The following is a 4,562-nucleotide window of genomic DNA, read 5'->3' on the forward strand; positions in this document are numbered from 1 at the left end:
CTCGGGAGATGGTGGCTGGCGAGTGGGGCTTCGGCAATTTCCGCCCGTTCGAGTTCCCCGCGTTCCACAGAATTCGGGGGTTCTGGAGATCTTGAAGGTCCGAAGATGCTGGTCAGCGGGTTGAGGGCTGGTGGAATCGGCGGATTCGCCTAGACACACGGTTTTGTGGTTTTCTGTAACTTTTCCTGCGGTGATGCGGGTATGGTCTGGAGTCGTGTACGTGCGGACGGTGAAGCGGCGGAACAAGTCTGGTTCGGTGGCGTATCTGTAGCTGGCGCACAACGAGTAAGACCCGGTGAAGGGCCGGGCGACCCCGAAGGTGTTGTTCACCTTCGGCCGCGCCGACGAGCTGGACCGGGACGCGGTGAAACGCCTGGTCGGGTCGTTGTCGCGGCTGCTGGACCCTGCCGACGCGTTGGCTGTATCGGCGGCGGGACGGAACTGGAGTTGGTGTCCTCCAGAGCATTCGGCGGCGCGTACGTGCTCGATGATCTGTGGCGGTGGCTGGGCATAGATGCCATAATCGGCGGGCTCGGGCAGCCGAAACGTGGTCGCCGTCGCGACGTTCCGGGGATCGAGCGGGTGTTGTTCAGGCTGGTCGCCAACCGGGCGCTGGCGCCGTCGTCGAAACTGGCTGCCGCGGACTGGATCAGCGGTGATGTGCACATCGACGGGCTGCCCGCCACCAGCGACGATGCCTGTTATCGGGCGATGGACTGGCTGCACGAGGTGAACCGCGACCTCGAGCGCTAGGTGTTCGACCGGGTCGCGACGCTGCTGAACCTCGAGGTCGATCTGCTGTTTTTCGATTATCCGGCTGATCGGTGCTCGGAGTACGCCCTGGCAGGGTAGGCAGTCAGCTGGCGCGGTTTGCACGGTTGAGTTTGCGGAGTTGTTCGTCGTGGCGGAGGACGTTGGTGGCGACGGCTTCCAGGGAGAGGCGGAGTTGGTCGAGTTGACCGGCGAGCCTGGTGAGGCGGATGGTTTCCCAGCGGGGTCGCGGTGTTGTTCGACGAGTTCGCGCAGCTCGGGGCGCCGGTAGAGGCTGGAGCGGCTGATGCCGGTGCGGGCGGCGATGCCGGTGAAGGTGACAGGTCGGCCGTTGCGGAGCAGTTCGGTGCAGGCCGCGCGGACGGCGGAGCCGGTGTGGTGGGGCTGCTCGCTCATGAGGCTTCAGTCTGGTTCATGCGCTAATCGAGGCGGTCCAGCAGGCGGCGAGCAGAGTTCGGTGTCGGCGCGCTGCGCGGCCAGCACGGGCAGAAACGCTGCGTCGAGGCGGAAGTTCGGACAGTGCTCGCAGATGTTGGCATAGGCGCAGCTGCCCTGGGCGGCGGTGCGCAGACAGTAGCCGCCAGCCAGCCGCGCCTTGACCAGCGGGGCGTCCTTCCAATCGGCACCTGCACTGATCGTGGTGAGCGGCAGCGTTTTTCGCGGCTCAGGCATGTCACCGAGCCGGGATTTGACCTGGACGAGGGCGCGTTCGTAATCGGCGCGGACGGTGGCGTCGAAAAGGCGGGCATACCGCAGGCTCATCGCAGCAGAAGTATGGCCGAGCATGACCATCAGCGCCTGCAGCGAGCAGCCCGCGTTGACCAGCGCGGTCGCCCAAGAGTGACGAAGTTGGTGCGGCGTGGCTTTCGGCAATGCGGCGCGTTCGGCGGCGCGGGCGAGTTCGTCGCGCAGTGTCTCGGCGGAGATGCGTCTGCCGTAGTGGGTGAGCAGGAACTCGGTCGGTCGCCCGGTCTTGGGGTGCGGTAGGGGTCGTCCGGGTGAGCGGGTCGCGGTGATCCGGTCGATCAGCGCGACCGTCTCGGCATCCAGGGGCACCATGCGTTCGGAATTCAGTTTGCCCAGTGGTACTTTCAACCAGGCGCCGATATCGGCGACCTCGTGCACGCAGTCCAGTTCCAGGTCGCACAGTTCTCCGACACGCACCCACCCACCCACCACATTGAAGCCCAACCCGGCACCGAGGGAGGTCATCGGAATGAGGAGGGTGAACGGTGCGGCACACGAATAACACAAAAGTGCACCGCGTGCGGTACCGAACCTGCACGCTATCACACCGGCGCAAAGGGCGCCCGTGAGCCCTCCGATGCTAGAAAGGGCGAAGAGGATACCGACCGTCCCTGCGGCCACCCGAACATTGCGGATCAGAAAGACCATCTCCACCGCTTGAATCCCAGCCAAGCTTATGTTCGCCGCAGCGCCGTAGGCCATTAGCACTCGAAGTAGCGGGTCTGCCATAACAACGCGCACACCCTCTGCGATCCCCCGGCGCAACGAGACCCGCATAGCCGGTCCCGGCCCGACCATCCGCATGGCCGACTCGCTGCCTTTCAACTTGGTGTTGGCTTCCAGCAAATCCGGCTTGGCCACCAGGACAGGGACGAAGACGCTGTATGCAACTGAGAAAAACACCGACGCGACACCCGGTCAGCAGCGCCACCGCGAGCACCTGTGCCACGGTAAGCACTCCGAGCCGATCTGCGATGAGCACACTCGCCACCAAGACGATAGAAACCAAGTTACAAATTATCATCAGTCGACGGCGATGAACCCGATCGACCCATGCCCCGGCGGGCAAGCCAATCACCAGCCAGGGCAACCAGACCGCAGCGGTTAATAAACCGACAACGAACGGACTTGCATTCAGGGCGACAGTGGCAACCAGCGGAAGAGTGAAGGTGCCCATGTTGGTGCCAAGTTTATTGATCGTCTTCCCGGTCCACAGCAGCCTGAATTCACGCTGCCGAAACAGTCCGCCCCGCCGCCGATTGCGCCCGTCGGTTACATGATTGACGCCAGTCACTTTAAATAGCCCTTTTCGATTGATAATAGTCGGCAGCAACAGCTCGATCCGTAGAGGATGCGTGAAAACCTTCAGAGCGTCGAGATCAGTAATGGGCGGCGACTCCTTGACCAAGCACTTTCGATAGATGCGAAAGAAGATTTGCGCAACAAATATTGTGCAACATTCGGTGCACATTCCGCGAAGGCGGGGTGTCATGAGAGCGATTGTCGCAGTGGAGGTTTGAGTTGGCCAAGCGCCCCGCATCCCAGTCCTGGCTGGTCACAGTTTCCGATGAGTCCGCGATCGCTGCCCTTGACGGTGAACGGCGCACTACGCCAAGCGCGCCCCAGACCGCCATGCTCTTGCCAGCGCAGCAAGTCATCGCACATGAGGGCAGCTCTCGATCGCGGGATTCGTGGCGCCCCGGAACCGAAGGTCGCACCTGGCACTTCAAAGACCTAAGGCCCCTGTAGCTGGGCCTGCACCCTGTGGCCGGTCAGGCGCATAGAAGTCGCGGTCAGACCACCCACCGGAGCCAGCGCGAACTGCAGCCGACGCGGCAGGTGGATCACTGCAGCTCGCCCCTGGACGTTGACCACCCCAACACACCCGCCACTTCGCGGAACGACGGTAACCGCAAATCTGACGGCACTGATTTCGATCTACGTCACCCAGGGATCAATCGAGCTGCCATATACAATTCCGACAGCCCAATTGACTTCCCCGCTCGGATTCTCGACCCCTATCCGAAAGTCTGCACAGAGATTATCGGGAGATGAGATGGACCCACCCGTCCACGTCGTGCACTGTTCCGTGCTGGATTCCTGCCAATTCCGCGCGAAGAATTCGAGTCACAGGCCCGAACCTTCTATCGCTGATGATAAAGTCCCGTCCATGTCATATACTCGATGAACTGCAGTCACGGTGGCCGCTGTTTCGCTCGCAAACATGTCCATAGTTTTCGCCATTCGAGCATTATGCACAAATTCGATCGAGAGAGATACGTTTTTTCGCAGGGCATTCAACCCGGCCGAGACACCCCGGCCAGAATATAATCTCCCTTCAGGCTAGCGGCGTAAAAAGAATGTATCCCTTCTGGAATACTGAGGCCCTGGCGCTACAGCAAAGAAATCGGCAAACCGAAGCTGGATTGATCGGCCATCTCGAAGCACTCCAGAGAAACTGCCCCGTGCGGCGACACCACATTCACCGACCATCGCCGATTCTAGTTTGTGCACTCCTTCCTTGATGATCCGATAGTATCGGTAAAATTTGACTATTGCATCTTGGGCAATAAGGGCATCGTAGCCTGGACGATGATATATGGCATCGACAGTGAAGTGCATGGATAGGTCCTCTATATTATTTTCGTCCACTAGTTCGTAAAATTTCCAAGTTTGCGCTTCAATCCCGGCGTACATGCGCTTCCCTTCTACTTCAGATGTGTTGTCACAGTTTCAAAGCGAATCGAAATTGCCAACCAGCACCACGGAATCGGTGAAGTTACTTCAACGCTTCCAACAGCACGGGGGGAACCTACCTGCCTAAGCTCATCAAGCGCTGACGGCGACCGAAGCCGACCGACACAGTGTTCGAGGCTGTTAGCCCACCTTCCGATTCTTTCTGCGCAGGGCCGGCCGAGATGACTGAGTGAATTCCGTCCATCGCCGCGTCAGCTCGGCGACTGTGGCGGCCTCGAACAACACCCGAATCGGGACCTCGACCCCGAGCGCCGACCGAATCTTGCTGATCAACCGGGTCGCCAACA

The 4,562-nt window shown here is 60.6% G+C and carries 3 protein-coding genes and 2 pseudogenes; all 5 read right to left on the minus strand.

Annotated elements, in window-relative coordinates; genetic code table 11:
- Nucleotides 1-1,167, minus strand: a pseudogene (locus ACFWF1_RS43945) (hypothetical protein); the annotation flags it as partial.
- A gap of 6 nt (nt 1,168-1,173) precedes the next feature.
- Complete coding sequence (locus tag ACFWF1_RS43950; protein WP_379285191.1) at nt 1,174-2,379, minus strand: tyrosine-type recombinase/integrase; 1,206 nt, start codon at nt 2,377-2,379, stop codon at nt 1,174-1,176.
- A 55-nt stretch (nt 2,380-2,434) separates the two neighbouring features.
- Nucleotides 2,435-3,058 (minus strand): annotated as a pseudogene (locus tag ACFWF1_RS43955) (MFS transporter); the annotation flags it as partial.
- Nucleotides 3,059-3,861: 803 nt separating this feature from the next.
- On the minus strand, nt 3,862-4,215 hold the full coding sequence (locus ACFWF1_RS43960; protein WP_379285192.1) for a nuclear transport factor 2 family protein: 354 nt from the start codon (nt 4,213-4,215) through the stop codon (nt 3,862-3,864).
- Between the two features lie 180 nt (nt 4,216-4,395).
- Entirely contained in the window at nt 4,396-4,560 is a 165-nt protein-coding gene (locus ACFWF1_RS43965; protein ID WP_379285205.1) for a phosphopantetheine-binding protein, read from the minus strand.
- Nucleotides 4,561-4,562: the final 2 nt, after the last annotated feature.

Source organism: Nocardia sp. NPDC060255, from assembly GCF_042727395.1.
Classification (GTDB): domain Bacteria; phylum Actinomycetota; class Actinomycetes; order Mycobacteriales; family Mycobacteriaceae; genus Nocardia.